This is a genomic window from Bradyrhizobium sp. MI1.7, assembly GCF_055811795.1.
Genome location: NZ_JBVVPO010000003.1, coordinates 229,471 through 255,501, shown reverse-complemented (window position 1 = coordinate 255,501; position 26,031 = coordinate 229,471). Strand labels below are relative to the sequence as shown.

At 65.9% G+C, this 26,031-nt stretch carries 24 protein-coding genes; 9 read left to right on the top strand and 15 right to left on the bottom strand.

The window, feature by feature from the left end:
• Positions 1-16 precede the first annotated feature (16 nt).
• From lexA to AC0L3X_RS05690, 5 genes are all read right to left on the bottom strand, one after another.
• Complete coding sequence (lexA, locus tag AC0L3X_RS05710; protein WP_166096924.1) at positions 17-718, bottom strand: transcriptional repressor LexA; 702 nt, start codon at positions 716-718, stop codon at positions 17-19.
• Positions 719-894: 176 nt separating this feature from the next.
• Positions 895-2,106 carry a molybdopterin molybdotransferase MoeA gene (locus AC0L3X_RS05705; RefSeq protein WP_135213798.1) on the bottom strand — a complete coding sequence of 404 codons (1,212 nt, stop codon included), beginning with the start codon at positions 2,104-2,106 and terminating at the stop codon, positions 895-897.
• Positions 2,107-2,337: 231 nt separating this feature from the next.
• Positions 2,338-2,490: a hypothetical protein gene (locus tag AC0L3X_RS05700; RefSeq protein WP_244623050.1), complete on the bottom strand. Its 153-nt coding sequence runs from the start codon at positions 2,488-2,490 to the stop codon at positions 2,338-2,340.
• A gap of 197 nt (positions 2,491-2,687) precedes the next feature.
• On the bottom strand, positions 2,688-3,314 hold the full coding sequence (locus AC0L3X_RS05695) for an HAD family hydrolase (RefSeq protein ID WP_135213796.1): 627 nt from the start codon (positions 3,312-3,314) through the stop codon (positions 2,688-2,690).
• A gap of 13 nt (positions 3,315-3,327) precedes the next feature.
• On the bottom strand, positions 3,328-4,461 hold the full coding sequence (locus AC0L3X_RS05690; RefSeq protein ID WP_135213795.1) for an alpha-hydroxy acid oxidase: 1,134 nt from the start codon (positions 4,459-4,461) through the stop codon (positions 3,328-3,330).
• Between the two features lie 307 nt (positions 4,462-4,768).
• Here AC0L3X_RS05690 and AC0L3X_RS05685 point away from each other — a divergent pair, with 307 nt between their 5' ends.
• The gene (locus tag AC0L3X_RS05685) at positions 4,769-6,106 is read left to right on the top strand and encodes a S41 family peptidase (protein ID WP_028149630.1); all 1,338 of its coding nucleotides are present in this window, start codon (positions 4,769-4,771) and stop codon (positions 6,104-6,106) included.
• Positions 6,107-6,196: 90 nt separating this feature from the next.
• On the opposite strand, the gene AC0L3X_RS05680 is transcribed toward AC0L3X_RS05685, so the two are convergent.
• Entirely contained in the window at positions 6,197-8,929 is a 2,733-nt protein-coding gene (locus AC0L3X_RS05680; RefSeq protein ID WP_283018881.1) for a bifunctional diguanylate cyclase/phosphodiesterase, read from the bottom strand.
• 312 nt (positions 8,930-9,241) lie between these two features.
• On the opposite strand from AC0L3X_RS05680, the gene AC0L3X_RS05675 reads away from it, so the two are divergent.
• A complete protein-coding gene (locus AC0L3X_RS05675) occupies positions 9,242-9,406 on the top strand; it encodes a Flp family type IVb pilin (protein ID WP_028149628.1) in 165 nt (54 codons plus the stop codon).
• Here AC0L3X_RS05675 and AC0L3X_RS05670 read toward each other — a convergent pair.
• Both AC0L3X_RS05670 and AC0L3X_RS05665 read right to left on the bottom strand, forming a co-directional pair.
• A complete protein-coding gene (locus AC0L3X_RS05670) occupies positions 9,387-10,643 on the bottom strand; it encodes an MFS transporter (protein ID WP_354123711.1) in 1,257 nt (418 codons plus the stop codon). The genes AC0L3X_RS05675 and AC0L3X_RS05670 overlap by 20 nt on opposite strands.
• A complete protein-coding gene (locus AC0L3X_RS05665; RefSeq protein ID WP_283016648.1) occupies positions 10,640-12,055 on the bottom strand; it encodes an amidase in 1,416 nt (471 codons plus the stop codon). The genes AC0L3X_RS05670 and AC0L3X_RS05665 overlap by 4 nt, the downstream gene beginning before the upstream one ends.
• Before the next feature lie 139 nt (positions 12,056-12,194).
• Between AC0L3X_RS05665 and AC0L3X_RS05660 the strand changes: the two genes are divergently transcribed.
• Positions 12,195-12,788, top strand: a complete 594-nt coding sequence (locus AC0L3X_RS05660; protein ID WP_063983054.1) for a CGNR zinc finger domain-containing protein — start codon at positions 12,195-12,197, stop codon at positions 12,786-12,788.
• Between the two features lie 12 nt (positions 12,789-12,800).
• On the opposite strand, the gene moaC is transcribed toward AC0L3X_RS05660, so the two are convergent.
• From moaC to AC0L3X_RS05640, 4 genes are read right to left on the bottom strand one after another with little or no spacing between them, the layout of a single operon-like run.
• Positions 12,801-13,319 carry a cyclic pyranopterin monophosphate synthase MoaC gene (moaC, locus tag AC0L3X_RS05655; protein WP_208087070.1) on the bottom strand — a complete coding sequence of 173 codons (519 nt, stop codon included), beginning with the start codon at positions 13,317-13,319 and terminating at the stop codon, positions 12,801-12,803.
• Between the two features lies 1 nt (position 13,320).
• Positions 13,321-14,142, bottom strand: a complete 822-nt coding sequence (trpC, locus tag AC0L3X_RS05650) for an indole-3-glycerol phosphate synthase TrpC (protein ID WP_354123712.1) — start codon at positions 14,140-14,142, stop codon at positions 13,321-13,323.
• Between the two features lie 7 nt (positions 14,143-14,149).
• Entirely contained in the window at positions 14,150-15,163 is a 1,014-nt protein-coding gene (trpD, locus tag AC0L3X_RS05645) for an anthranilate phosphoribosyltransferase (protein ID WP_166341966.1), read from the bottom strand.
• Positions 15,164-15,177: 14 nt separating this feature from the next.
• A complete protein-coding gene (locus AC0L3X_RS05640; RefSeq protein WP_283016645.1) occupies positions 15,178-17,076 on the bottom strand; it encodes a peptidylprolyl isomerase in 1,899 nt (632 codons plus the stop codon).
• 222 nt (positions 17,077-17,298) lie between these two features.
• Between AC0L3X_RS05640 and tpiA the strand changes: the two genes are divergently transcribed.
• The 3 genes from tpiA (at position 17,299) to AC0L3X_RS05625 (ending at position 20,379) form a co-directional block, all read left to right on the top strand.
• Positions 17,299-18,054 (top strand): triose-phosphate isomerase, encoded by a 756-nt coding sequence (gene tpiA / locus AC0L3X_RS05635; RefSeq protein ID WP_208071191.1) that lies wholly within the window; start codon positions 17,299-17,301, stop codon positions 18,052-18,054.
• 140 nt (positions 18,055-18,194) lie between these two features.
• The gene (gene secG / locus AC0L3X_RS05630; protein ID WP_063983061.1) at positions 18,195-18,581 is read left to right on the top strand and encodes a preprotein translocase subunit SecG; all 387 of its coding nucleotides are present in this window, start codon (positions 18,195-18,197) and stop codon (positions 18,579-18,581) included.
• A 166-nt stretch (positions 18,582-18,747) separates the two neighbouring features.
• Entirely contained in the window at positions 18,748-20,379 is a 1,632-nt protein-coding gene (locus AC0L3X_RS05625) for a CTP synthase (RefSeq protein ID WP_014494987.1), read from the top strand.
• 4 nt (positions 20,380-20,383) lie between these two features.
• Here the strand turns inward: AC0L3X_RS05625 and AC0L3X_RS05620 are convergent, their stop codons facing one another.
• The 3 genes from AC0L3X_RS05620 to AC0L3X_RS05610 all read right to left on the bottom strand — a co-directional run bounded on the left by AC0L3X_RS05620 (position 20,384) and on the right by AC0L3X_RS05610 (position 23,203).
• The gene (locus AC0L3X_RS05620; RefSeq protein ID WP_063983062.1) at positions 20,384-21,046 is read right to left on the bottom strand and encodes a class I SAM-dependent methyltransferase; all 663 of its coding nucleotides are present in this window, start codon (positions 21,044-21,046) and stop codon (positions 20,384-20,386) included.
• A 109-nt stretch (positions 21,047-21,155) separates the two neighbouring features.
• On the bottom strand, positions 21,156-22,532 hold the full coding sequence (locus tag AC0L3X_RS05615; RefSeq protein ID WP_063983063.1) for a sensor histidine kinase: 1,377 nt from the start codon (positions 22,530-22,532) through the stop codon (positions 21,156-21,158).
• On the bottom strand, positions 22,529-23,203 hold the full coding sequence (locus AC0L3X_RS05610; protein WP_063983064.1) for a response regulator transcription factor: 675 nt from the start codon (positions 23,201-23,203) through the stop codon (positions 22,529-22,531). Before AC0L3X_RS05610 ends, AC0L3X_RS05615 begins: the two co-directional genes overlap by 4 nt.
• Before the next feature lie 184 nt (positions 23,204-23,387).
• On the opposite strand from AC0L3X_RS05610, the gene AC0L3X_RS05605 reads away from it, so the two are divergent.
• The 3 genes from AC0L3X_RS05605 to AC0L3X_RS05595 all read left to right on the top strand — a co-directional run bounded on the left by AC0L3X_RS05605 (position 23,388) and on the right by AC0L3X_RS05595 (position 25,905).
• Positions 23,388-23,714 (top strand): NIPSNAP family protein, encoded by a 327-nt coding sequence (locus AC0L3X_RS05605; RefSeq protein WP_063983065.1) that lies wholly within the window; start codon positions 23,388-23,390, stop codon positions 23,712-23,714.
• Positions 23,715-23,842: 128 nt separating this feature from the next.
• Complete coding sequence (gene kdsA, locus AC0L3X_RS05600) at positions 23,843-24,694, top strand: 3-deoxy-8-phosphooctulonate synthase (RefSeq protein WP_063983066.1); 852 nt, start codon at positions 23,843-23,845, stop codon at positions 24,692-24,694.
• Positions 24,694-25,905 (top strand): MFS transporter, encoded by a 1,212-nt coding sequence (locus AC0L3X_RS05595; RefSeq protein ID WP_283016642.1) that lies wholly within the window; start codon positions 24,694-24,696, stop codon positions 25,903-25,905. The genes kdsA and AC0L3X_RS05595 overlap by 1 nt, the downstream gene beginning before the upstream one ends.
• The last annotated feature ends 126 nt before the right edge of the window (positions 25,906-26,031 follow it).

Sequence of the window (26,031 nt, the reverse complement as noted above, 5' to 3'; positions counted from 1 at the left end):
ACCGGCACGTTCGGTATCAATACTTCCGGTACAGTCCGATCAGCTTGCCCTGGATCTTCACCCGGTTGGGCGGCAGAATGCGGACCTCATAGGCCGCATTGGCGGGCTCGAGCGCGATCGAGGCGCCGCGGCGGCGGAAGCGCTTGAGCGTCGCCTCCTCGTCGTCGATCAGCGCCACCACGATATCGCCGGTATCGGCGCTCTCGTTGCGCTGGATCAGCGCCATGTCGCCGTCGAGAATGCCGGCCTCGACCATGGAATCGCCGCGCACTTCGAGCGCGTAATGTTCGCCCGAGCCGAGCATGTCAGGCGGTACGCTGATGGTGTGGCTGCGGGTCTGCAAGGCCTCGATCGGCGTACCGGCCGCGATGCGGCCCATCACGGGGACCGCGACGGGGCGCTCGCCCTCGTCCGGCGGCGGGCTCGAAGTCGTGCGGACCTTGCCGAGATTGCCTTCGATGACGCTCGGCGTGAAGCCGCGGCGGCTGCCGGCGGCGGCCTGAAGCTCGGGCAGCTTGATCACCTCGATGGCGCGGGCCCGGTTGGGCAGGCGCCGGATGAAGCCGCGCTCCTCGAGCGCGGTGATCAGGCGATGGATGCCCGATTTCGAGCGCAGGTCGAGCGCGTCCTTCATCTCATCGAAGGAGGGCGGCACGCCGCTTTCCTTCAGTCGTTCGCTGATGAACCGCAGGAGCTCGTATTGTTTGCGCGTTAACATCTCGACCAAAATCCCCCGGTTGATGTCGTTCGATTCCGAGACGCTGAATTCAGCAGTAAGCCGCTACATTCTCGAAACAAATCATGAACGGACACTATATGTTCGATACATGTTCCGCAACTGCTTAATTTACCGTGAACGCGACAAAGTTCGCGGAACGCACGCGAACGAAGCGCTCAGACGGGCAGCCGCAAGACCTCGCAAGGCGTGCCGGCTTCGGCCTTCGACGCGAATGGCGCGCGCACGAGAAGTGCCTGTGCCGCAGCGAGATTCGCAAGCAGCGAGGAATCCTGGTGATTGACCGGAAGGGCGACGAGCGTGCCGTCGTCGCGCAGCTCGAGGCGTGCGCGCAGGTAATCCTCGCGCTGGTCATTGGCGCCGACATCGCGGCCGAGCACCGCGCGTTCGCGGCGGTGATGAATCATCGAACGGCCCGAAAGCGCGCGAATCAACGGCACCATGAACAGGAAGCCGCAAACGTAGGATGACACGGGATTGCCGGGCAGGCCGATCACGCGCATCGCGCCGAGCCGCCCGTTCATCATCGGCTTGCCCGGCCGCATCGCGATCTTCCAGAACGCCATCGAGATACCTTCGTCCCTCAGCGCCTGCTGGACCAGATCGTGGTCCCCGACCGACGCGCCGCCGGTCGTGATCAGGATGTCGGCGCCGCTCTCCCGCGCGCGGCCGATGCCGGCCGTGGTGGCCTCCAGCGTATCGGCGGCAACGCCGAGGTCGATGGTATCGGCGCCCTCGCTGCGGGCGAGCGCGTGCAGGGCGTAGCCGTTGGAATAGACGATCTGGCCGTGGCCCGGCGTCGTACCCGGCATCACCAGCTCGTCGCCGGTCGCGAGGATCGCGACCTTCGGGCGTCGCCGGACTGGCAGTTGCGGGTAATTCATGCCGGCGGCGAGCGCGAGGTCGCGCTCGGTGAGCCGGGCCCCTTTGCGCAGCAGCACGTCGCCTTCCGAGAAGTCGACGCCGGCGGGGCGGATGTGCCGCCCCGTTACGGCAGCTTCCTTGATCGTTATGCGCTTGCCGTCCGCGATCGTGTCCTCCTGGATCACGACCGCATCAGCGCCATCGGGAACGACACCGCCGGTGAAGATACGCACGGCCTCGCCGGCGCCGACCGATCCCGCAAACGGGCGGCCCGCCGCGACCTCGCCAATCAGGGTGAGCTGGGAGTCGATCTTCGCCGCATCGACCGCGCGCACCGCATAGCCGTCCATTGCCGACATCGCCTGCGGCGGCTGCGTGCGCCGCGCGGCGACGTCGCGCGCGAGCACGCGGTGGAAGGCTGCGTCGAGCGCGATCATCTCTTCAGGCAGCGGCTCTGCGCCCGCCAGCACCGCAGCGAGCGCGTCGGAAACCGGCATCAGGGCCACGGGTGAAAACTCCTGCTGGGCCCGTTCGGGCAAATCGGCGGCGAGAGTTCTAGCCGAGTGCAGGCGCAGAGGCAAAACAGTGGCCGCGCAGGATGATTTATCCTGCGTCATCCGCTCTGCGATGAAGGGTGAGCATCAAGTCCGCCGCGGCATGATCCAGAAGGCGAGACAGACCGGTACGAGGATGGCCATGGCGAGGACGAGAAGGACGAGAGCCACGGCCAGCATCGGTCAACTCCCCGGCGGCTTGTACGGACTGACGTCCGGCGCTGCGGGGCCCTGATCCTTGTCAGGCAGCGGGTCGGCCTGGGATTTCAGGTCGGCGGCCTTGCTGATCAGTTTTGCGGAGAGGTCAGAATCCGAGGTGGTTCTGGCGAATTTCATCAGCAGAGAGGCTTGCTTGGTAAGGTAGGTTTTGCCCAACACGACGATAAGCCCGATGTAGAATTCCCAACGGACTCATGAGTCCCGAGAGGGGCAATCGTTCCGGGAACTCCGTATAAAAATGCACAAAGGGTTTTGGTTCCTCGCCCCCAGGCAAAATAGTTCCACTCGCGGCCCGTCGGCTTGCCGGCCAGAGGTCAGATTCCGAGCGCCTTGAGGGCATTCCCGACGTCGCGGGGCGAGGTCACGTGGACCGCGGTCAGGCCGCGCGACCGCGCTCCTTCGATGTTCTCGGCAAGATCGTCGAAGAACACGATACGGTTCGCCGGCACGCCGATCGCGGCCACGACATGGTCGAAGGCCTCCACATCCGGTTTGCGCAGGCCGATGCTGGACGACAGATACAGCTCGCGGAAATGGCCGAGCAGGCCGGCATATTCCTTCGAGAAGTGGTCCACATGCGGCCGGTTGGTGTTGGAGAAGGCGTAGAGCGGCAACTGCTTCGCCGCACGCGGCAGCAGCTCGGCGATGTCGGGCATCTCGCCGGCGAAGATCGCGTTCCAGCCCTCCAGGAACTGCGCGTCCGAAATGCCGATCCCGAGCGAGGCGCGCAGCGAGTCAAAATAGGCCTCGTCGCTGATCTTGCCGACCTCGTGCAGCCGGTAGGCTTCGCTGTCCCGCACGTAGCGCGCGACGATGGCGTCCGGCTTGCAGCCGGCATGTCCCGCCCAGCAGGCGATCGCCTTGGAGAAATCGATGTCGAGCACGACGCGCCCGAGATCGAACAGCAGCGCGTCCGCGCTGCCGGGAGAGAGCGAGCTCATTGCATCCTTTCACTCAATATCGATAGGGGTCATGGTCGAACAGCGGGAACGCGCTGAACACGCTCGGCGCATTCGTTGCAGTCGCCTGGTGCAGGCAGGACTTGTCGACCTCGGCGAATGAGGTGGCGCCCAAGAGGCCGAGGCAGCGCAGCACCTCGTCCTCGAGCAGCTCCAGCATTCGCCTCACGCCGGCCTCGCCGGCCGCCGCCAATGCCCAGCATTGCAGCCGGCCGATGCCGACCATGTCCGCGCCCGCCGCGATCGCCTTGACGATGTCGGTGCCGCGGCAGAAGCCGCCGTCGACCATGATCTTGGCGCGTCCCTTCACGGCGTCGACGATCTCGGGCAGCACATGCATGGCGCCGCGGCCGTGATCGAGCTGGCGGCCGCCATGGTTGGAGACGTAGATCCACTCGACGCCGTGATCGACCGCGATCCGGGCGTCCTCGGCGGTGGCGATGCCCTTCAGGATGAGCGGGATCTTGAACTTGTCCTTGATCATCTTCACGGTCCGCCACTCCAGGCCCTTCTGGTAATCACCGCCGGTGGCGCGCAGGCGGCTCTCGCGAACATAGCGCTTGGCAATGTCACGTTCGCGACGGCTGTAATGGGCCGTGTCAACGGTCAGGCAGAAGGCGGCGTAGGCGTTCTTCTCGCTCCGGCTGACGACATCGGCGACGAAATCGTCGTCGCCGCGCACATAGAGTTGATAGAGCCGCAGCGCATCAGGGGCGGCCTCGGCGGTCTTCTCCAGGCCGGGCTCGGACACCGAGCTCAGCATGTGCGCCGCGCCGAAGGTGCCGCAGGCGCGGGCGACGCTCGCCGCGCCATCCGGATCGAAGATCTCCAGTGCGCCGACAGGGGCCAGCACCACCGGCAGCCGCATCCGGCGCCCGAACAGCTCGACCGAGCCGTCGACCTCGCGGACGTCGCGCAGCACGCGCGGCCGGAAGGCGATCTCGTCCAGCGCCATGCGGTTGCGGCGCATCGTGGTCTCGGTCTCGGCGGCGCCGACGATATAGTCCCAGGCGTTCTGGTTGAGGTTGGCGCGCGCCTTACGGATGAATTCGTGCAGGTTCTGGAATGGCTCGGCGCTGGCGCCGAGTTCGACGTTCCTTTCCGGCCGGATGCGGGGCGCGTCATTCATTGTTGTCCTCCCGAGAATTTGAAGCGTTATTGTCATCGCGTATCGTGTCCGGCCCTCCAAAACCATCCTAAAATCGCATAGCTGCGAGGCGTGGGCCGGCCGGGTCGATTCCCGCCTTGCGCGAAACGGTTTCGGAACGTTGCCAAAAGTTTAGGCCCGGGCGAAGGGATTTTTACGATGTACCCGCCGGCGTGGCGTCCCGGCCTTGAAGAAACCAGAATGGTGTTGTGAACAGCGGGCTGGATCGCCATTTGCATGGCGCCTCACAAGCCCAAAGCAAAGCTCCAGCAAGAAGGCCAGCCTATCCATGCGGAAAAACCTGCTGTTCCCCCTGGGCGCGCTCACGGGAGCGTGTCTAACCCTTCTGGTCGCCAGCCCGCACGGTGGAGTATGGGCGGCACGGGCGGCAGCGAGCGCGGATGATGCCTATTCCCGGCTCAATCTGTTCGGCGAAGTGTTCGAGCGGGTGAAGGCGAGCTATGTCGAGAAGCCCGACAATTCCAAGCTGATCGAGGGTGCGATCACCGGCATGGTGACCTCGCTCGATCCGCATTCACGCTACATGAACGACAAGGCCTGGACCGAGATGCAGGAGACCACCTCCGGCGAGTTCGGCGGGCTCGGCATCGAGGTCACAATGGAGGACGGCTTGGTCAAGGTCGTCTCGCCGATCGACGACACGCCGGCGTCCAAGGCCGGGATCATGTCCGGCGACCTTATCAGCAAGATCGACGGCGATGCCGTGCAGGGCATGACGCTCGAGCAGGCCGTCAACAAGATGAAGGGGCCGGTCGATACCCAGACCAAGCTCACCATCGTTCGCAAGGGCGCCGACGCTCCGCTCGACGTCGCGATCAAGCGCGAGATTATCCATGTGCGACCGGTGCGCTTCCACGTCGAGAACGGCGACATCGGCTATATCCGCGTCACCTCGTTCAACGAGCAGACCACCGACGGGCTGAAGAAGGCGATCGCGTCGATCTCCAAGGAGGTCCCGCCGGAGAAGCTGGTCGGCTACGTGATGGACCTGCGCAACAATCCGGGCGGCTTGCTCGACCAGGCCGTCTCGGTGTCGAGCGCCTTCCTTCAGCGCGGCGAGGTCGTTTCGACCCGCGGCCGCAATCCGGAAGAGACCCAGCGCTTCACCGCCCATGGCGGCGACCTCACCAAGGGCAAGCCGCTGGTGATTCTGGTCAATGGCGGCTCGGCTTCGGCCTCGGAAATCGTCGCCGGCGCGCTGCATGACCACAAGCGTGCCACGATCATCGGCACGCGCTCGTTCGGCAAGGGCTCGGTGCAGACCATCATTCCGCTAGGCGCCGGCAATGGCGCGCTGGCGCTGACCACGGCGCGCTACTACACGCCGTCGGGCCGCTCGATCCAGGCCCAGGGCATCGCGCCCGACATCGAGATCCTCCAGGACGTGCCGCCCGAGCTGAAGGGCCGCATGGACACCATGGCGGAGTCCCAGATGCGCGGCCATCTGCAGGCCGCCGACGGCACCGAGCAGACCGGATCGCAGTCCTACGTCCCGCCGGAAGAGAAGGACGACAAGGCCCTGCATGCGGCCTACGACTTCCTGCACGGCGTGACCGCGAATGCGGTCGCCGCCAAGCCTGCGCCGAAGGCGGCGGTACCGAACTAAGCCTTACGACGTCCAGATATCGCCCGGGAGCGGATGACCGCTCCCGGGCGAATTCGTGCGGTGACGCTTCCAATTGTTGGGAAGACCGCCCTAGCTGGCCTCGCGGCGCCGGCTTCCTTCGCCGCCGCGCTGGGCGAGGCGGCTGCGGTGCAGCGCGAACAGCTCCAGCACCTTGTCGGCCGGTTTTGCGGCACTGAACAGATAGCCCTGCATCTCGGAGCAGCCGAGCGCACGGAGCAGGCGCTGCTGCTCCTCGGTCTCGACGCCCTCGGCCGTGGTGGTCATGCGGCGGGCGGCAGCCAGGTTGACGACGGCCTGCACGATGCTGGCGGAGCCGTCGGGACCGGCGATGTCGCTGACGAAGCAGCGGTCGATCTTGATCTTGTCGAACGGGAAGCGGTGCAGATAGCTCAGCGAGGAGTAGCCGGTGCCGAAATCGTCGAGCGCGATGCGCACGCCGATGGCGCGGAGTTGGTGCAAGATCGCAAGCGCGGCGTCGTCGTCGCGAATCAGCACGGCCTCGGTGATCTCGAGCTCGAGCCGGCTCGCCGGCAAATTGGAGGCGGCAAGGGCCGCCATGATCTTCAGCGCCAGCGTGCCGCTCTTGAACTGCACCGGCGAGACGTTGACGGCGAGGCGGATGTCGTCGGGCCAGTTGGCGGCATCGCGGCAGGCCGTGGCCAGCACCCATTCGCCGATCTCGTTGATCAGGCCGGTGTCTTCGGCGATCGGGATGAACTCGGCGGGCGAGACCATGCCGCGCTCGGGATGGCGCCAGCGCACCAGCGCCTCGCAGCCGGTGATGCGGTCGTCCTTCAGGGCAAGGCAGGGCTGGTAATAGACCTCGAGCCCGCCTTCGAGCCCACCTTGGGCGATGGCGTGGCGCAGATCGATCTCGAGCTGCCGCCGCTCGCGGACCTTGGCATCCATCTCCGGCTCGAAGAAGCGATAGGTGCGGCGTCCGGCGGCCTTGGCGGCATACATCGCCATGTCCGCGTTCTTCAGGATCTGGTCCAGCGCGGTGCCGTGTCGTGGCGCCAGCGCGATGCCGATACTGGCGTCCGTGGTGAGATGATGGCCCATGCAGTCGAACGGCGCGCGGATGGCCTGGAAGACCCGCGCGACGAGCTCGTTGACCTGCTCCAGCGACGTCACCGCGCTCTGCACGATGGCGAATTCGTCGCCGCCGAGCCGCGCCACGAAGTCCTGCGGACCCGCGCAACGGCTGAGGCTCGTCGCGATCGATTTCAACAGCTCGTCGCCGACGAGATGGCCGAGCGCGTCGTTGACGCCCTTGAACTCGTCGATGTCGATGTAATGCACCGCGATCTCTTCGCCACCGGCGATGGCGGCGAGCTCCGCGCGTAGGTGCTCGTGGAACATGGTGCGGTTGGGCAGGTCGGTCAGCGCGTCGTAATGGGCGAGGTGGGTGATGCGTTCCTCGATGCGCCGGCGCTCGGTGACGTCTTCGTGGGTCGCCACCCAGCCTCCGTCCGCGAGCGGCTCGTTGAGGATGTGGATCGAGCGCCCGTCGGAGGTGTCGACCACCATGGAGTTACGCACATGGATGTCGCGCAGCACACGGACGACATAGTCGCCGATGTCGCCACTGAACGAGCCGGTCGCCTTGCGGTGGGCAATGATGTCGTGGAAGCTGGAGCCGGGCTTCACCACCTCGGCTGACAGGCCGTACATCTCGATGTAGCGCTGGTTGCAGATCACCAGCCGCCGCTCGGCATCGAACAGCAGTAGGCCCTGCGTCATGTTGTTGACGGCGCGGTCGAGGCGCTGCTTCTCCAGCGTCAGCCGCTCGCGAGAGGCGCGGTGCTGCTCCAGCAGCTTGCGCACGATCGCGATCAGCACGCCCGCAATGGCGAGCGCGGAGGCGCCCGCAACCGAGATCAGGATGCCGATCTGCTCGCGCCAGTCCGTCAGCGCCGCCGCGCGCGTCGTGGTGGCCATCATCAGGATCGGGAAATGGGGCAGGGCGCGCGAGGAGATCAGCCGGTCTTCTCCGTCGACGGGGCTCGTGATGCGGCCGGCGAAGTGATCGAGCCCGAAGATCCTCTGCTGCTCGAACGGGCCGGTCTTGAAATTCCTGCCCATCTGCTCGTTGGAATGGGGATAGCGAGCGAGCAGCGTGCCGTCGCGATGCAGCATCGAGATCGTAGCGCCGTCGCCGAGCACGACGGAGGCGAAGAACTTCTCGAAATTGGCCGGTTCGATGCCGCGTCCGACCACGCCCATGAACTCGCCGTTCGGTCCCACGATCTTGCGCACGATCAGGATGGTCCAGGCGCCGGAGACGCGGCTGTGCACAGGCTCGATCAGCACGTTCGGCGAGTAGGGATCGTATTTGAAAGTGCGAAAATAGGCGCGATCGGCGACGTTCACTTTGGGGGCCGGCCATGCCGTCGACGAGTTGATCAGATTGCCTTCGGCATCGATGATGTTGACGCCGCCCATGTAGGGCAGCGCCTCGATCTTCGAGCGCAGCATCCGGTGGACGTCCTGGCCGGAGAGGCGTTTGCGATAGTCCTCGGCGCTTGCGATGCCGGTCGCGCGGACGTGGTCGACGAAATCCTTCTGGATGACCGCGAAATCCTGCAACTGCTGATCGAAATGATGAGCGAGCAGCAGCACGGTGTTTTCCAGCTCGCGCCCGCTGTTGCGCAGCGCGCGCTCTCGGAAATTCTGCGCCATCAGGACCGAGCCAATGGCGATGGCCGCGATCAGCAACGTGCCGCCCACCACCAGCCAGCGGATCGGTCCGCTGCGCACGAAGACCTGGTCAAAGAGGCGACTGCCGTATTTCGTCATCATGTCGATCGTTGCCGCGCACACGTCAGGATCGCTTCTTGATCCCGAGAACATCCGTTGGTTTACGGAAACGATATGGAGGCGAAGTTAGGAAGCGCGGTTAATGCGACATGAACGGCCGCGTACAAAAGCAATCGATGCGCGCGACGCAAGACGTGCAGGAATTGCCGGACGCTCTCGCGATGCCGGTCAATTCCTGCCGGTCGTGCCACGGTCAACCAAGGCTTAACCATCTAAGATGTTGGCGATCCTCGAGTCGGCATTGGCACGTGATTTGCGAACATGCCTGCCGACGACACAGAGAGGACACGAACGATGACAAACACCTTGAAGAACTTCCTGGCCGACGAGCGTGGTGCGACCGCGATCGAATACGGCCTGATTGCCGCCGGCATCGCGCTGGCCATCATTTCCGTCGTGAACGGCATGGGCTCCAAGCTCAACGCCAAATTCGGGTCGATCAGCTCCTCGCTGCGCTGATCGCGTCGGCTCCGCTGCGCGCCAGTATCGCCGCCACGATCAGCGCCGCGACGACGTTCGCGGCGGCGCTGATCAGGATCGGCAACGTATAGCTGTGGTTGACGTCGTAGGCGAAGCCGGCCGCACTCGGGCCAACCAGCGTGCCGAACGCCACGCTGGTGTAGAGAATACCGATGATTCCGCTGACGTTGCGTCCGCCAAAATAGTCCATGACCACAGCGGGCAGCACCGCGACCCAGCCGCCGTAAAACACGCCGTAGACGAAGGCGAAAGCGGCGAGGGTCCAGACATCGGCGGCGATGGCCCAGATCGCCATCGCGAACGCCATTCCGACCAGGACCATGATGAGCGAGCGGTCGCGGCCCATCCGGTCGGCGAGCGCGCCGAGAAAGAAGCGGCCTGCGGTGCTGCCGGCCCCGATCACGCCGAGCAGCAGCACCGCAGAGGACGCTGTGACCCCGTGGTCGCGCGCGTAAGGCACGAGATGGACGAACGGGACGAAGGCGCCGAACGAGCAGACCAGACACGATGCGTAGAGGGCGATAAACCGCGTCGACCGGACGGCCTCGCGCACCGAAGCGCCGCCGGCATTGCTTGCGCCCGCGGCCTCGCGAGGCGGATCGCCGTCGGGTCCGAGGCCGCGGTGCTTCGGATCGTTCTCGATCAGCAGCGACGCTCCGCCGCCCAGCACCAGCGCGATCGCGCCCAGCACCAGATAGGCGCCGCGCCAGCCCACCGATGCGATCAACAATGAGGCGAGCGGCGGCATCGCCAGCGTACCGAGCCCGATGCCGCTCACCGCGAGCCCGGAGGCAAAGCCGCGGCGCTTGACGAACCAGCGTTGCACCGCGCCGATCGCGGGAACATAGGCGCAGCCAAGGCCGAGGCCGACGCCCAGCCCGTAGGCGAGATAGACCTCGACAAGGGAACGCGCCGCGCTCGCCGCCGCAAGTCCGACCGCGATCAGGATCATGCCGGCGACGGCCAGCGGACGCGAGCCGAGCCGGTCGGCGAGGGGGCCGCTGACGAGTCCGAGCGCGAAGTACAGAAAGCCCGCAATCGAAAACACGAGCGAGATCGAACCGCGCGAGGCGCCGAAATCGCGCTGGAGCGGCTCCAGAAATGCGCTGAACGTGTAGGCGGAGCCGAAGCCGACGAACATGACGGCAAATGCCGCCGCGACGACGAACCAGCCATGGAAAATGCTTCGCTGAGCGAGCGTGGATTGAATGGTCAATGCTGCCTCCGCGAGGTGAGGGAAGGATGGCGACGGTGCCAGGACGTGGCACGCTGGAACGCCGCGCCGGCGCGCACGAGCATGGCCTCGCCGAGATGAGCGGCGACGAGCTGGAACGCGATCGGCAGTCCGTCGGCCGATGCACCACCCGGTAGCGTGATCGTGGGATGACCGGTCACGTCGAACGGGCAGGTGTATCGCTGCAGCTTCGCGATCAGATCCGGCTGCTCGCCGAGCGTCTGGATCATGGCGAGCGTCACCGGCGGGAACGGGTGTACCGGGATCAGCAGCAGGTCAATGGTCTCGAACAGCGCGGTGACGCGGCCGCGCAGCGCCAGCCGCCGCAGCAGGATCTTCTGATAATCGAGAGCGGAGAGCGCGCGACCGGCCTCGATCAGCGAGGCGAGCATCGGGCCATACTCGTTCTTGCGGGCAGGATAGGTCGCCTCGTGCGCGACCGCAGATTCCACCGCACAATTCGGTGTCCAGTCGGCAATCGCCTGCATGACGTCGGGAAATCTGACATCGACGATGCCGGCGCCGAGCGCACGGAACGCATCGATAGCGTCCGCCAGCACGTGTTGTGTCTTAACGTCCACGTCGTCGCTGTTCCAGGCGGCATCGACGCCGATCCGCAAGCTTCGCACGTCCTGTGCGGCCGCGGCCAGATAGTCGGGCACCGGATTGAACACCGAGGTCGGGTCGTTGGGGTCGTGTCCGGCAATGACGCCGAGCAGCGCGCCCGCATCGGCCGCGCTGCGGCCGATCGGTCCGACATGGTCGAGCGTCGCGGCCAGCTCGAAGGCGCCGTGTCGGCTGACGCGACCCCAGCTCGGCTTCAATCCGGTCAGCCCGTTGGCGGCGCAGGGCCAGCGGATCGAACCGCCGGTGTCGGAGCCGAGCGAGCCGAAGCAAAGCCCGGCAGCGGTTGCGACCGCCGAGCCACTGGACGAAATGCCCGGCCAGTAACTCGCATTCCACGGATTCTTCGGCGGCGTCACCAATGGATGGTGATCGGAATAGGCGCCCTCGGTGAGTTGCAGCTTGCCGAGTATCACGGCGCCTGCGTCCTTGAGCCGGCGCACGACGGTTGCGTCTTCGTGGGGACGAAAGTCGCGATGAAGCATGGTGCCGGCCGCCGTCGGAATGCCCTTGGTCCAGAACAGGTCCTTGAGCGCAATCGGCACGCCATGCAGCGGCCCCCGATACCGGCCCTGTGCGATTTCGGCGTCCGCGGCTTTTGCCTCGGCGATGGCCGTTTCTGCCATCACGTGAACGTAGCTGCCGAGATCCCGGTCCATGGCGTCGATACGGTCGAGTTGCGCGCGCGTCACGTCCAGCGCGGAGATGTCGCGCGCCTTGAGGCGTGCTGCGAGCGCGGTGAGTTCGAGATAGTGCAGGGCGTCGGCCATCGGTTCGGGGTCTCCGTTCTGGTGATCGCAATGGGCGCTCGATCCCGAAGGATTCGACACTAGTATAATTAGGATACAGGTGTCGCTTGCTGTCAACCAGTAAATCTGTTTTACTGGTGTTCCAATCTTTGGTGTCCCGATGTCGAAAGAGTCTCGCAAATTCCAGGTTCCCGACACGCTGGCGAACGTCTACGATTTCGCCAACACGCTCGATGTTCGCCACTTCATGCATTTCGGCGTGGAGCACCCGGAGAGCGATGAGCTTGGCGGGCCGAAGGAACTTGCGGACTGGATGCGGGAACGCGGCCTTGGCGCCGAGGGCGGGCGTGTCACGCCCGCGATGTTTGAGACTGCGCTAAGACTGCGCGGCGCCTTGCGCGCCTATCTGCAATGTGAGCCCGCCGAACGGCCCCGGAACAGGAGCGTTCTCGGCACTCTCAATGAGGCGCTCGCGCCGTTTCCGTTGCGGGTGGAGGCGCGCGCAGGCCGTGGCGCGATGCTGTCGGCAGCGCGCGAGGATGCGCTCGCAGGCCTCTCGGCCATCGCGATCGAGCTTCATGACGCGACGCTTGTGGGAACGCTGGACCGGCTGAAGATGTGCGCGTCGGAGGAATGCCGCCGGGTGTTCTTCGACCGCTCGAAACCATCGACGCGGCGGTGGTGCATGTCGACGCTGTGCGGCAACCGGATGAAGACGCGCGCCTATCGCGAGCGGCAGCGCGAGGCGAAATAGATCACGCGGCGTTCAGGCGCGGTAGTGGCCCGACTTGCCGCCGAGCTTCTCGACCAGATGGATGCCCTCGATGCGCACGCCGCGTTCGACCGCCTTGATCATGTCGTAGATGGTGAGGCAGGCGACCGACACCGCCGTGAGCGCCTCCATCTCGACGCCGGTCGGCCCCGTCACCTTCACGCTGGCGCGGACGAGGCAGCCTGGCAGCTTCGGGTCGGGCTCGATGTCGACGGTGACCTTCGACAGCGCGAGGGGATGACAGAGCGGGATCAGCTCCGAGGTGCGTTTGGCGGCCATGATGCCGGCGATGCGCGCGGTGCCGAGCACGTCGCCTTTCTTGGCGTTGCCCGAGACGATGAGATCAAGCGTCGCCTTGGTCATGATGACGTGGCCTGCGGCGACCGCGAGCCGCTCGGTCGCGGGCTTGTCCGACACGTCCACCATCCGCGCCTCGCCGGAGGCGCCGATATGGGTGAGGGCAGGGCCGGCTTTCGCTTTGGATTGCCTGGCCTTGGCGGGCTTGCGCGCCATGTCAGCGCGTACCCGTCGCGCGCGGCGCGTTCTCGCGCGCGAGCAGCGTGCGCGTGGCGGCGGTCACGTCGGCCTGGCGCATCAGGCTCTCGCCGACCAGGAAGGTCGACATGCCGACGCGCTCAAGCCGGGCGAGATCGGCGGGCGTGAAGATGCCGCTCTCGCCCACCATCAGCCGTTCCGCTGGGATCAGCGGCGCCAGCGTCTCGCTGGTCGCGAGCGTGGTCTCAAAGGTGCGCAAATTGCGGTTGTTGACGCCGATCATCGGCGAACGCAGCTTCAGCGCACGGTCGAGCTCGGCGCGATCATGGATTTCGATCAGCACGTCCATGCCGTAGGCGAGGGCGGCGTCCTCGAGGTCCTTGGCGGTGGCGTCGTCGAGCGCGGCCATGATGATCAGGATGCAGTCGGCGCCATGCGCGCGCGCCTCAATCACCTGATAGCTGTCGAACATGAAATCCTTGCGCAGCACCGGGAGCGACGTCGCCGCGCGCGCTGCCACCATGAAGTCGAGATGGCCCTGGAACGAGGGCGTGTCGGTCAGCACCGACAGACAGGCCGCACCGCCGGCCTCATAGGCCTTGGCGAGCAGCGGCGGATCGAAATCGGCGCGGATCAGCCCCTTCGACGGCGAGGCTTTCTTGACCTCGGCAATCAGCGCGTAATCGCCATTGGCGTGCTTGGCCTTGATCGCGCGCACGAAGCCGCGTGGGGCCCCTTGCGCCTTGGCCCTGGCCTCGACGTCCGAGAGCGGCTGCGCGCGCTTGGCGGCTGCGATCTCGTCGCGCTTGTAGGCTTCGATCTTGGTCAGGATGTCAGACATGTCAGGTTCAGCCGTTCGAGACCGCGATCAGATGCTTCAGCCGCGCGCTCGCGGCGCCGCTGTCGAGCGACTTCGCGCCGATCGCAACGCCCTCCTTGAGGTCCTTGGCGCGGCCGGCCACGACCAGCGCGGCGGCGGCGTTGATCAGCGCGACGTCACGATAGGGGCTCGGCTTGCCGTCGAGCACGCTCTGCAAGGCGATCGCATTGGCGTCGGCGTCACCGCCCCTGAGCGCACCGGGATCGCAGCGCGGCAGGCCGGCGTCCTCCGGCGTCACCTCGAAATTCCGGATCTCGCCATTGTGGAGCGCGGAGACGAAGGTCGGGCCGGTGAGGGTGATCTCGTCGAGACCGTCGGAGCCATGCACCACCCAGGCGGATTCCGAGCCGAGGTTTTTCAGAACCTGTGCCAGCGGCTGCACCCATTGCCGCGAGAACACGCCGACCATCTGGCGCTTAACGCCGGCCGGGTTCGACAAGGGGCCGAGCAGATTGAAGATCGTGCGTGTCGCAAGCTCGACCCGGGTCGGGCCGACGTTCTTCATAGCCGGATGGTGGGCAGGGGCGAACATGAAGCCGATGCCGCATTCGCGCACACAGCGGCCGACCTGCTCGGGCCTGAGGTCGATCTTCACGCCGAGCGACGCCAGCACGTCGGCGGCGCCGGAGCGCGACGACAGTGCACGGTTGCCGTGCTTGGCCACCGGCAGGCCGGTGCCCGAGACGATGAAGGACGCGCAGGTCGAGACGTTGACCGAGCCGGAGCCGTCACCGCCAGTGCCGACGATGTCGACGGCGTCCGCGGGCGCGTCGACTGTGAGCATCTTGGAGCGCATCGCCGAGACCGCGCCGGTGATTTCGTCCACGGTCTCGCCGCGCACCCGCAGCGCCATCAGGAGGCCACCCATCTGCGAGGGCGTGGCCTCGCCGGACATCATGGCGTCGAAGGCGGAAGCCGCTTCGTCACGCGACAGGCTGGCGCCGGTCGCCACTTTTCCAATGATCGATTTCAGGTCGTCCATCGCGTGCTTTCAATTCACTGGTTCGCGCCGGTCACCTGCGCGAAGGCGGCCTGATTAATGGTGGTCCCGATGTCGGTTTCAAGCTTGTTGACGTAGGAGGCGACCTGCTCGTCGGTCAACGCGCGGTCGAGGCTGTCCTTCAGCTTCTTCACCGCGTCGGACGCGGCGTCGACCGCGGGTTCGACGATGTCGGTGACGCGGAAGACGATCACCTCGCCGCCGCCGCTCACGGCGGTCTGTCCGACCCCGTCCTTGGCGGTGCGGAAGGCGGCCGCAACGACGTTGGCGGGCACGCCGGCGGGCGAGTCGTCGCGCTTGAAGCCGGAGGCGGTCTCGACCTTGGCGTTGATCGCGGCGGCCTCGTCAGCGAGCTTGCCGCCCTGTTCGAGCTTCTGCACCATCTCGGTCGCTTTGGTCTTCAGCTTGGCGGCGATCTGGTCCTGGCGCCAGCGCGCCTCGACCTGGTCGCGGACCTCGTCGAGATTGCGGTCGCGCGAGGGCGTGATGGCGAGCACGTCGTACCAGACATAGCCGCCCTTGAACGAGATCGCGTCGTTGTCGACGCCGACATCGGTGTTGAAGGCCTGCGACACCACGTCGAGGCCCTGCGGGATGCTGGTGACTGGCTGGCCGTTCGGGGTACGGCCGGAGCGGTCGACGGCGTCGATGGTCACGGCCGTGAGGCCGAGCTTCTGCGCCGCGTCGATCACGCTGGCGCCGCCGCCGCGCTCGTCTTCCATCTTGTCGCGGAGATCGTTGACCTTGACGCGGGCGCGCTCGGTGGCGATCTCGCGCTTGATGTCGCCGGCAAGGCTGGCGTAGTTCGCCTCATTGCCCGGCTCGATCTTGTCGACCTTGACGATGGACGTGCCGAGACGACCCTGGATCGGCTGGCTGATCTCGCCTGCGGGAAGCGCGAAGGCGGCATCGCCGACCGCGGGGTCGAGCGACGATTTGGTCACGAGCCCGAGGTCGACATCGGAGGTGCTCAGCCCGCGCTCCTTGCCGAGGTCCTCGAACGACATCCCACCGGCGAGGCGCTCGCGTGCGGCCTGCGCCTCGGCGGCGTTGGGGAATACGATCTGATGGATCTGGCGCTTCTCCGGCGTGCCGAGCCGGTCCTTGCGCTGGTCGAACACTTTCTTGGCGTCCTCGTCGGAGACCTCACTCCATTTGCCGATCTCTTCCGGAGAGACCACGACGAAGGAAATCTTGCGATATTCGGGCGCGCGGAACTGGACCTTGTGATCCTCGAAATAGGCGGCGAGGGCTTCGGGCGAGGGAGCGTCGATGGTGCCGGCCTGCGCGGCGTCGAGCCTGACGAATTCGATCGCGCGCTGCTCGTTCTGGAAGCGCGTCAGCACGTCGATCATGGCCTTCGGCGGTTCGAGGCCGGCGCCGATCGTGCCGGTGATCTGCCGGCGCAGCGACACCTTGCGCTGCTCGGAGACGTAGCGCTGCTCGGTATAGCCGAAATTGCGGATCACGGCCTGGAAGCGGTTCGGATCGAAGCTGCCGCCGACGCCCTTGAAGTTGGGGTCGTTCATGATGACCTGGCGGATCTGCTCGTCGGACTGGCCGAGCCCGAGCCGGCGGGCTTCTTCGTCGAGGGCGGCTTCCGCGATCGTCTGCTGGAGCACCTGGCGGTCGAGGCCGAAGGCACGCGCCTGGTCAGGCGTCAGCGGCCGGCCGAACTGGCGGCTGATCTGTTGCAAGCGGTCGGTATAGGTCTGCCGGAACTCGTTCAACGAAATCTCGGTGCTGCCGACCTTGGCCACCGTGGACTGCCCGAAGCCCTTGAAGATGTCGGCGATGCCCCAAACGCCGAAACTGATGATCAACACGCCCATCACCACGGCCATAATGGACTTGCCGAGCCAGTTTGATGAGGCCTTGCGCATTCCTCGAAGCATTTGGTCCAACTTGTTTGGCAGGAGGGGAACGGGAGCGCGTCTTAATGCAGATTCCGCAAAAGCGCGTCACCAAATTGATCAATCATCATAAAGTGGCGGCTTTCCCCCCGCAACCTCAGGCCACGCGGTCCCTCGACGCTGCGGTTAAAAGCCTTAGCTCTCTGGAACTGCCGCGACGGCTCTGCTAGCGCATGCACAAACCTCATTTTGCTGGAAATTGACATGACCGACGCCATCCGACCGCTGATCGCCGGCAATTGGAAAATGAACGGCCTCAAGGGCTCGGCTGCCGAATTCGACGCCATGCTCAAAGGCGCGGCAGAGGTGGCCGCCAAGGCCGACCTGCTGGTCTGCCCGCCCGCGACCCTGATCGCGGCCTTCGCCGACAAGGCGCGCGGCAGCAAGGTCGCGGTGGGGGCGCAGGATTGCCACCCCAAGGCCTCCGGCGCCCATACCGGCGATATCGCAGCCGAAATGCTGGCCGATGCCGGTGCGACCGCCATCATCGTCGGCCATTCCGAGCGTCGCGCCGACCACGGCGAGGGCGATGCCCTGATCCGGCAGAAGGCCGAGGCCGCCTGGCGCGCCGGCATCACCGCGATCGTCTGCATCGGTGAGACGCAGGGCCAGCGCGATGCCGGCCAGACCCTGGACATCCTGCGCGGCCAGCTCGACGGCTCGCTGCCGGACGGCTCGACCGCCGCCAACCTGGTCGTGGCCTATGAGCCGGTCTGGGCGATCGGCACCGGCCTGACTCCGACGGCCCAGGATGTCGAGCAGATTCATGGCTTTATCCGGGAACTCCTGACCTCCCGGTTCAGGGCGGACGGGGCCAGGATGCGCATCCTCTATGGCGGCTCGGTCAAGCCGTCGAACGCGGCCGAGCTGATGTCCGTGAAAAACGTCAACGGCGCGCTGGTCGGCGGCGCCAGCCTGAAGGCGGCCGATTTCCTTGCGATTGCGAAGGGCTGCCCCTAGCTAATCTCAAAGCGCGGCCGTGGCCGATCGGGGGGTGGCAATGCCTCTTCTGATCGTGTAACACCGCGCAACTTCAGGAAAACCCGCGAAGCGCGATCGGCCGCCGTCTCGGCGCTGTCGGCTTGTGACGGAAGGACACTATGCAGACTGTTGTCATCGTCATTCACCTCATGATCGTCGCCGTCATGATCGGCGCCGTCCTGCTCCAGAAGTCGGAAGGCGGCGGCCTCGGAATGGGCGGGGGCGCGGGCTTCATGTCCAGCCGCGGCACCGCGAACCTTTTGACGCGGACCACCGCGATCCTGGCTGGGGGCTTCTTCCTCACCAGCCTGTTCCTGTCCTGGCATGCCGGCTACAACCGGGCGCCTTCGTCGATCATCGGCGCGCCGGCGTCCCAGACCCAGCCGGCCGGAGGCGCCCCGATCGCGCCGCCGACCTCGGGCGGCATCCTGGATTCGCTGAAGAAGGCCGACGAACAGCAGCAGAACCAGGCGCCAGCCGGCCCGCAGGTGCCGCGCTCGCAATAAAGCAGGGGGGCCATGCAGGGCGGCTTCTACCGTCCTGCATCAAAAATCCCCATCAAGGCTCTGTCACCACTCTTAGTTTTGGCTCACCCACAGGCCCGCAAATTATTTGGGGCGGAATACGAATCGCTTTGGCGAATCGAATTCGAGGGATTAGAGGTTAAGTCCCATGGCGCGGTACATATTCATCACCGGCGGCGTGGTCTCTTCGCTCGGCAAAGGTCTGGCTTCAGCGGCACTCGGTGCCCTGTTGCAAGCCCGGGGCTACAAGGTCCGCCTCCGCAAGCTCGACCCCTATCTCAACCTCGATCCCGGAACGATGTCGCCGTATCAACACGGCGAAGTGTTCGTGACCGATGACGGCGCGGAGACCGATCTCGATCTCGGTCACTACGAGCGCTTCACCGGCCGGCCTGCGACCAAGCAGGACAATATCACCACCGGGCGCATCTACCAGGACATCATCTCCAAGGAGCGGCGCGGCGATTATCTCGGCGCGACCATCCAGGTCGTTCCGCACGTCACCAACGCCATCAAGGAATTCGTCCTCTCCGGCAATGACGATTACGACTTCGTGCTGGTCGAGATCGGCGGCACCGTCGGCGACATCGAGGGCCTGCCTTTCTTCGAGGCGATTCGTCAGCTCAAGAACGAGCTGCCGCGCGATCATGCCGTCTACATCCATCTGACGCTGCTGCCTTACATCCCGAGCGCGGGCGAGCTGAAGACCAAACCGACACAGCACTCGGTGAAGGAGCTGCGCTCGATCGGCATCCAGCCGGACATCCTGCTCTGCCGCACCGACCGCGAGATCCCGAAGGAAGAGCGGCGCAAGCTGGGGCTGTTCTGCAACGTGCGCGAAAGCGCCGTGATCGAGGCGCGCGACGTCGACAACATCTACGCCGTGCCCGAGGCCTATCACAACGCGGGCCTGGACGACGAAGTGCTCGCCGCCTTCGGCATCGGCTCGCGGATTCCGCCGGAGCTGCGAAGCTGGCAGCAGATCAACGAGCGCGTCCGCAATCCCGAAGGCAACGTCACCATCGCCATCGTCGGCAAATATACCGGCATGAAGGATGCGTATAAGTCGCTGATCGAGGCGCTCTCGCATGGCGGCATCGCCAACAAGGTGAAGGTCAATCTCGACTGGATCGAGAGCGAGATCTTCGAGAAGGAAGATCCCGCGCCGTTCCTCGAACACGTCAACGGCATTCTGGTGCCGGGCGGCTTCGGCCAGCGCGGTGCCGAGGGCAAGATCCGCGCGGCGCAGTTCGCGCGTGAGCGCGACGTGCCGTATTTCGGCATCTGCTTCGGCATGCAGATGGCGGTGATCGAAGCCGCACGAAACCTCGTCGGCATCGAGGACGCCAACTCCACCGAGTTCGGCCCGACCAAAGAGCCGCTGGTCGGTCTGATGACCGAATGGCTGCGCGGCAACGAGCTCGAGAAGCGCTCCAAGGCCGGCGATCTCGGCGGCACGATGCGTCTGGGCGCCTATCCCGCGGCGCTCAACCGTGGCAGCCGCGTCTCGCAGGTCTATGGCGGCGCGACCGAGATTTCCGAGCGCCACCGCCACCGCTACGAGGTCAACACCGCCTACAAGGACCGCCTCGAGCAGCACGGACTGAAATTCTCCGGCCTCTCGCCCGACGGCGTGCTGCCGGAGATCGTCGAGTACGAGGATCATCCCTGGTTCATCGGCGTCCAGTTCCACCCCGAGCTGAAGTCGCGGCCTTTTGAGCCTCATCCTCTCTTCGCCTCGTTCATTCAGGCGGCGATGGTGCAGTCGCGTCTGGTGTGATGCCTCAGGGCGCGCCGGTGTAGTCGCGCACGAGGTGCATCGGCGCCGGCGCGACCGGCATTGAGGCATCAGGCGCAAGCGTTTCCGTGACGATCTTCATCTGCGGCCGTCGCGTCAGCTTGTAGACGGCGGCCGGCGGCACGTTCAGCAAGGCGCGATCCACCAGCTTTGCCCGCAAGCCGAGCCGGTCGAGCACCGGCCGCGGCACCGGGCAGCTCATCCCGTAGGTGAACTGATAGAACGCGCCTCCCGGGCGGACGTAACGAAACGCACCGCCGATGATGGAGACGACCTTGCGCGTCGACATATTGAGCAGCGGCAGGCCGCTGACCACGGCGCCGACCGGCGCACCGTCATAGAGCCGCTCCGTCGTGAGCCGTCCTGCATCCATCCACAACACGCGCGCGCCGGGAAAACGTATTTGCAGGAGCTTCGTGAAGTCCGAACCGTATTCGATCAGCGTGAGGTCCTGCTGGCGCACGCCGCGTTTCAGAAGCTTGTAGGTGAAAGCGCCGGTGCCGGGGCCGAGCTCGAGGATCGGGCCGGTCGTTGCGGTGATCTCGCGGGTGATGAGATCGGCTAGGGCAGCGCCCGAAGGCGCGATCGCGCCGACCCGCCGCGGGGCCGACATCCAGGACAGGAAGAATGAGAGGAAATCGTTGGGCATGCGCACTCCGGCATTTCGATTGCGCCTCGCAAATCAGAGGTGAGGCGGTCGAAGAGTCGCCTGAGCGCATTGCGACAGCATTGCGCTTGAGACGCAGAGACGAATTGAATCAGCTCTGTTGCAGGGGCGGCAGCGTTATCCTGAAGCACGCACCGCCGTTCGGTCCGTCCAGGACCGAAACGTGACCGCCATGCAGGAGCATGATCTCGTGCACCATGTTGAGGCCGAGGCCGGCGCCGCGATCGAGCGGCGTGAGCCGGTAGAACGGCTCGAAGATCAGCTCGCGCTGATCGGCCGGAATGCCCGCGCCCTCGTCGGTGACCTCGATGCTGGCGGGACGGCTGACGCGAATGACGATCGTGCCGCGGCGAGGGCCGTGCTGGATGGCATTCTGCACGAGGTTGGTCAGCGCGCGTTCGAGCGCGGCCGCATCGCCGAGCACGTCGATCCGCGCCGCCGGCGCGTCGAACGACAGCTCATAGCCAGCCGCGATCGCCAGTGGTGCGAGGTCGGCGGCAACGCCTTGCGCGACGGAGACCAGGTCGACCGGCACGAATGGATGCCCGCAACGGTCGAGCCGCTGGATATCCAGCAATTGCTCTGCAAGCGTCGCGAGCCGCGCCGCATCCTCGATCAGGCGGGTCTTGTCCGGTCCCGACGGCAATGACTCCAGGCGCGTGTTCAGGATCGCGATCGGCGTACGCAGCTCGTGCGCGGCGTCGGCAACGAAGCGCTTGTGGCGGGCGTAACCCTGATCAAGCCGCGCGAGAGCGTCATTGACCGCGGCCACGAGCGGCACCACCTCGAGCGGAATCTGCTCCACCGACAGCCGCGCGCCGCGCTGATGGATATCGATCCGCCGGGCCTGGTCTGCGGTCGCGTCCAATCCTCTGAAAGCGCGCTGCACGACCATCGGCGTCGCGATGAACGTCGCGGTCCCCATCAACAGCAGGCCGGGGAGCGCGATGCCCAGCAACACGAGCGACGTCGTGAACACCGCCTTGGCGCCGCTGAGCTTGCCCTGCGTCGCCGTGATGACCTGCACGTTGCCGGCGGCCGTGTCGATGCGTTTCAACCGCGCCGCCGGCTTGCGTGGGTCGTCCTCGAAGAGCTGCCAGCCGAGCCGCGCCTGGCTGATCTGGTCGAGGGCGCCGCCGATCCCCGCGAATTCAGCCGGCACGGGGCCTTCACTGAGCGAATGCCCCTGCCTGTCGCGAACCAGCAACCAGAGGTCGGGGATCTCCTCGCGCAACGCTTTCAGCTCAGCCGTCGGCCGCAGCGTCAGGCCGCCGGCCGCGTCGCGCGCGAGCGCGCTCTGCACGACGTCGATCACGCGATCTTCGTCCCGTTGGACCAGCACGAAGCCCGTAGCGCACAGCGCGCCGATGATGACGACGACCAAAGCGACGAACAGCGCGGCCTGGAGCGAAAGCAGGCGCCAGCTCAGCCGAGAGCGCAGGCAATATGGGTCGGCGTGCCTGCTCACGGCAGTTTCTTCAGGAGATAGCCGACGCCGCGGATGCCGTGGATCTCCACGTGCGCGTCGGCTTCGGCAAGCTTGCGGCGCAGCCGCGAGACATGCGTATCGAGTGCGTTCGACTGGATCTCGTCGTCGAAACTGTAGACCGCTTCCTCCAGCGCCGATCGCAGCACGGTCCGGCCCATGCGGCGGACCAGGGCTTCGAGCACAAGGAGCTCCCGCCGCGGCAGTTCGAGCGGAGCCCCGTCGACGCTCGCCTCGCGATGGCCGAAGTCGAAGGCGAGGCGGCCGGCGCGAATGATGTCGGGCTGAACCCCGGCGGGCCGGCGCAACACCGCGCGCAGGCGCGCCAGCAATTCCTCCACCGCGAATGGTTTTGCCAGATAATCATCCGCCCCGCTGTCGAGCCCGGCGACGCGATCGGCGAGCTCGCCGCGTGCCGTCAACACGATGATCGGCACACCGTCGGCGCGCGCTCTCAGTTTCGGAATCAGGGCAAGACCGTCGCCGTCGGGCAGCTGGCGATCGAGCAGCACGGCGGCGTGCACGTCGGCGGAAATGGCCTCTTCGGCCTCGGCAAGCGTTGGCACGTGATCGACGATCATGTCGTACCGCTTGAGCGCCGAGGCCAGCGCCCCGGCCATCTCCGCTTCATCCTCGACGAGCAAAATCCGCATGATCCGCACCTGAGCCTCAACCGAAGCGTTGTAGCGGCAGTATCATTGCGGCAGCATTACGGGAACCGGGTGCGATCGGGGCCGGCAAGCCATGCGCCAGACGCCGCGGGCGGTATCGGGCGGGGCCGAAGACACCGTCACGGCCAGCCGTTATAACCCCCGACGTCATCAGGGAGGAACCAGAATGATCTATGAAATGCGCATCTACCGTTGCGTGCCCGGCCGCCTGCCGGCGCTCCTGAAGCGGTTCGAGACGGTCACGCTGAAGCTCTGGGAGAAGCACGGCATCAAGCAGGCCGGGTTCTTCACCACGCTGATCGGCGAATCCAACCAGGAGCTGACCTATTTCCTGGCGTGGGATTCGCTCGCCGACCGCGAAGCGAAGTGGGGCAAGTTCATGACCGACCCGGACTGGATGAAGGCGCGTGCCGAGAGCGAAGCGGACGGCCAGATCGTCGGCAACATCGTCAGCCAGCTCCTGACGCCGACCGCCTTCTCGGCGGTGAAGTAAGGGGCCGCCGGCGCAAGGGCCTCGCACGGAACCCCGGCGCAACCCTGATATTCGGGTGGCCCGGGGCGAATGGGGTTGATCCGACCCTGATGGCGGCTATGGTCGCGCCGAAACGAGGGACATTGGCCTTGAGCTCTTCGAATTCAGCGGCGCCGGTCGTCACCATTGGCACAGTCAGGTTCGGCAACGATCTGCCGATCTCGATCATTGCCGGGCCGTGCCAGCTCGAAAGCCGCCAGCATGCGCTGGAGGTGGCCTCTGCGCTGAGGGAGATCGCCGCGCGGCTGAAGATCGGGCTCGTCTACAAGACCTCGTTCGACAAGGCCAACCGCACCAGCGCGTCGGCAGCGCGCGGTCTCGGGCTCGCACAGTCGCTGCCGATCTTCGCCGAGATCCGCGCCTCCCTCGGCTTGCCGGTCCTGACCGACGTGCATGACGCCGCGCAGTGCGCCGAGGTGGCGCAAGCCGTGGACATCCTCCAGATCCCGGCCTTCCTGTGCCGGCAGACCGATCTGCTGCTGGCCGCCGCCGCGACGGGCAAGGTCGTCAACGTCAAGAAGGGGCAATTCCTCGCGCCCTGGGACATGGCGAATGTCGTGACCAAGATCACGACCGCAAACAATCCCAACGTGCTCGTTACCGAGCGCGGCGCCTCGTTCGGCTACAACACGCTGGTCTCCGACATGCGCGCGCTGCCGATCCTGGCGCGCACCACCGGCGCGCCCGTGATCTTCGACGCCACCCATTCGGTGCAGCAGCCGGGCGGGAAGGGGACGTCCTCGGGCGGCGAGCGTGAGTTCGTGCCGGTGCTGGCGCGCGCAGCCGTCGCGGTCGGCGTTGCCGGCGTCTTCATCGAGACCCATCCCGACCCTGATCGCGCGCCCTCGGACGGGCCCAACATGGTGCCGCTGCGCGAGTTCGAAGGGCTGATCCGCACGCTGATGGCATTCGACGCGGTGACGAAAAGCACAACGCGCTGATGTCCCCGCCTGCGACCGGGCCGTCGTCCGACCAGAAGTTTCCGCCCGCGATCAATATCATCGCGCTCGCGAGCTTCTCGGCGGCGTTGTCCACGCGCGCGCTCGATCCCGTCCTGCCGCATGTCGCGGAAGATTTTTCGATCAGTATCACGACGGCCGCCAGCATCGCGGCCGGCTACGCCTTGATCTACGCGCTGGTTCAGCCGGTGATCGGAGCGGCTGCCGATCTGTTCGGCAAGGCGCGGTTGATGACGCTGTGCCTGGCGCTGCTTGGCGTCTCCTGCATTCTTGGCGCGGTCGCGACCACCTTCTCGGGCCTGTTCGCGAGCCGCATCCTCGCCGGTATCGCCTCCGGTGGCGTGTTTCCGGTCGCACTCGGCCTGACCGCCGACCTCGTTGCACCCGCCAAGCGGCAGGTCGCGATCGGCCGCACGCTTGCGGGTTCGATGACCGGCAATCTGCTCGGTGCGACCGCCTCCGGCGTCATCGGCGAACTCATCGGCTGGCGCGGTGTGCTCATGATGCTCGGCGCGCTCGGCCTGATCGCGGCCGTTGCAGTGGCGGCGGGCTTTCGCGGTGCCGCGCTGACGGCGCCGCCGAAGACCGATCTGAAGGCCTTGCGGCAGGGCTATCGGACCATCTTCGCCAACCCCAACACGCGCTACTGCTACTCGGCGGTCTTCGTCGAGGGCTGCTGCGTATTCGGCCTGTTTCCGTTCATCGCCGCGCTGCTGTTCGATCTCGGCGAGAAGTCGCCGTCGATCGCAGGCATCGTGATCGCGGGCTTTGCGATCGGCGGACTGTTCTACACTTTCACGGTCTCACGCTTCCTGCCGTGGCTCGGCGTCAGGGGCATGATGATTGCGGGCGCGGGCCTCGTCGGACTGCAGCTCGGCGTGCTCGCCTTCGGTCCCGGATGGAAGCTGCAATTCGCCAGCATGCTGGCGATGGGCTGGGGTTTCTACATGATCCACGGCTGCCTGCAGGTGTTCGCCAGCGAGCTGTCGATCGGGGCGCGGGCAACGGCGATGTCGCTGCATTCGTTCTTCTTCTTCATGGGGCAGACCGTTGGCCCGATCGCCTATGGGCTTGGCCTCCAGCACGGTGGCAAGGTCTCGACCCTGCTCACGAGCGCCGCGATCATGGTGGCGCTTGGTCTCGTCTGCGCCCGGCTGCTCAAGCAGCGGGCACCCTCGGACGCACGGGTCTGAGGGGAGTATCGAACTACCGGTTTCCGTATTTTCCCGGAAGAGATTGGTAGCCAAAGCCGTTCAATCTTAAACCAAATCTCATCGTTCGCTCCGTAGATTGCCCGCGAACCGCGTCTTGGCGGCAAT